Source organism: bacterium (assembly GCA_021372775.1).
Lineage (GTDB): Bacteria > Acidobacteriota > Polarisedimenticolia > J045 > J045 > JAJFTU01.
Map to the genome: position 1 here is coordinate 1 of JAJFTU010000100.1, position 2037 is coordinate 2037.

The 2037-nt window shown below is 76.1% G+C and carries 1 protein-coding gene; it reads right to left on the reverse strand.

From position 1 onward, the window contains the following. Positions 1–2037, reverse strand: a 2037-nt coding sequence (locus LLG88_03465) for an ATP-binding cassette domain-containing protein (GenBank protein MCE5245966.1), incomplete at both ends; no start/stop codon positions are given.

Here is a 2037-nt window from a genome sequence, read left to right on the forward strand (position 1 = left end):
TCAGCAGGATCGGCACGACCGCCATCGCCGCCTCGGGCGAGCGCACGAGCGCGGAGACGGCGAGGCCGATCGCGGTCGCGGCGAGGACCGTCGCGCCGAGCACGGCGAAGACGACGAACGGATCGCCGGCCAGCCCCATCCACCAGGCGACGAAGAGCTGCAGCAGGGCCGCCTGCGCCAGCCCCGCGCCGCCGAGGACGAAGAACTTCGAGAGCAGGTACGGCCCGATCCGCAGGCCGGCCATCCGCTCGCGGCGGAAGAGGGCGCGTTCCCGCACCAGCTCGCGGCAGGCGTTGAAGCAGCCGAAGAAGACGAGCGCCACGGCGAGGACGAAGAGCGGCGTCGCGCGGCGCAGCGGGTTCTCGCGCGCGTCGTGGAAAAGGAGCGCCAGCAGCAGGCCGACGATCGGCGCCTGCGCGGCGACGACGAGCAGGTTCAGCCGGTCGCGCCCCTTGGCGAGCGCGTAGCGCGCGGCGAGCGTCGCGAACTGCCGCAGCCGCGAAGCGCGGCGCGGCGCCGGCGGCGCCGTCGTCGTCCGCGGCGCGGCGCCCGCGACCTCGACCACGCGGTCGGCGAGCGCGCCGCCCCACGACGACGCCGCGAAGCGCGCGCGCCACTCGTCGGGCGGGCGCGTCTCGAGCCGCTCCATCACGCGGTCGGGATGCTCGCCGCGCGTCTCGAAGAACTCGTACGCGCCGTCCGGCGGCCCGGCGTAGACGAGCTTCCCGCCGCGCGCCATCACGGCCGCCTGGTCGAGCAGCTCGAAGACGTCGGCCGACGGCTGGTGCAGCGTCATCAGGATCGTCTTGCCCGCGTCGGCGAGGCGGCGCAGGAGCGCCGCCACCGCCGCGGCGTCGCGCGACGAAAGGCCCGAAAGCGGCTCGTCGAGCAGCAGCAGCGGCGGGTCGGTGACCATCTCCAGCGCCATGTTGACCCGCTTGCGCTGCCCGCCCGAGAGGACCTTCTCCTCGACCGTGCCGATGCGCGAGTCGGCGCACTCCTCGAGGTCGAGCGCGGCGAGGACGCGCGCGACGCGGCGCGCGATCTCGGCGTCGTCGGTCTCGTCGGGGAGGCGCAGCCGCGCGGCGTAGGTCAGCGCCTCGCGCGGCGTGAGCTCGCGCGGTACGACGTCGTCCTGCGGCACGAAGCCGATGAGGCCGCGGAAACGCTCCGCGTGCAGGTGCAGGTCTTCGCCGCCGACGAGCACGCGCCCCGCGGCGGGGACGTCGTAGCCGGCGAGGATCAGCAGGAGCGACGTCTTTCCCGACCCCGAGGGGCCGAGCAGCCCGACGAGCTCCGCCGGCCCGAAGGAGAGCGAGACGCCGTCCACGGTGACGAGCGGCCGGCCGCCGCGCGTCGCCGTCCCCTTGAGGCCGATCGCGTCCACGCGCACGGCGCCGTCCGCGGGACGCTCCGTCGCCGACGCCGCGTCCGCGCCGAGCGAGACTTCGTGCGTTCCGAGGCCGAGGCGGAACGACCTGCCCGCGGGAACGACGGTCGAGCCGACGACCCGCGCGCCGTCCACGAACGTGCCGTTGGCGCTCTCCAGATCCTCGACGAGCGTCGAGCCGTCCACCCGCTTCGTCAGCCGCACGTGCCGCGACGACACCTGCGGAAAGTCGAACACGACGTCGCAGTCCGCGGAGCGCCCGAGGATCAGCGGCCGCGTCGTGCGGCGCGCGCCGGACGAGCGGCCGGGCGCGGCGCCGAGCCGACGCGCGACCGGCGCGGCGTCGAAGGGGAACGACCCGAGCATCAACGTGCCGCGGGGGTCGATCGGGGCGGCGACGATCGGACGTCCGCCGCGCCCCGCGAAGAGGCCGTTCGCGGCGCCGAGGTCCACCGCCCACAGCTCGCGTCCGCAGGCCGCCAGAAGGGCGTGGAAGCCGGAGACGGACGGGTCGGGCACGACGTCGGTGCACTCGGGCGCGCGGCCGACGACGGCCGCCGGAGCGCCCGCGGCGAGCGCGGCGCGCGCCGCGGCGAGCGAGACCGCGCCGCCGCCGCAGCGCATCGTCGCCGCGCCGTTCCACGGCA